At 32.3% G+C, this 753-nt stretch carries 1 protein-coding gene; it reads left to right on the top strand.

Annotated features, from left to right (window positions below; genetic code table 11):
* Positions 1-753, top strand: a 753-nt coding sequence (locus NL42_RS19460) for a 3'-5' exonuclease (protein WP_461313995.1), incomplete at both ends; no start/stop codon positions are given.

The following is a 753-nucleotide window of genomic DNA, read 5'->3' as shown; positions in this document are numbered from 1 at the left end:
TCCTAATGATATTTGTGTCGTAGCCCCACATTGGATTCATATTGGAGTTATTACTAGAAAGCTTATGGTCAAACATCCTGATTTGAGTTTTGATGGACCGGGTATGGCTCCATTTTCTAGAGACATTGATAACTTTTGGTTCAAAGTTTCAAAGTTGACATTAACAGAACCCTCGCCAGATATATATATAAGAAGATTGAGGTGGTGTAGTGAAATACTTAAGGATCTTGAGTTGTTAGGAATAAATATTAGCCATATGTCAAACAAAAGCTTTCTTAGAATTTGTAATTCAATCAAAATTCAGGAAAATGATGGTTTAGAATATTTAAAGTTATTTTTTTCAAAGCTATTTAATGATTTAAATATTGATTGGAAGTCTATTCCTTGTCTTGTGAGCCATTATGATTCTTTTTTTCAAAGTTCTTATCAAAAGCTAGAAAGACTTTCATCTGAAGGTTTAAATGGGGTAGAGACTCTTGAAAATTTTAAGAAAGTTTTTAAACAGAGAGATGGGGTAACAGTCTCAACTATTCATGGTGTTAAAGGAGAGGAATATGATACGGTAATAGGCTTTGCTTTACTTGATGGGTTCGTTCCCCATTTTAGTGATTCAAATAGAGATATAAATGCGAAAATGATATTATATGTCTTGGCATCAAGAGCTAGAAAAAATTTACATTTAATATCAGAAAAAATGAGAGGCCCTATTAATCGTTATAATCCAGAGGGAAAGGAGCCAACTCCACATTTACT

Source organism: Acinetobacter sp. GN11 (assembly GCF_054823985.1).
This window is presented reverse-complemented; position numbering and strand designations above follow the sequence as displayed.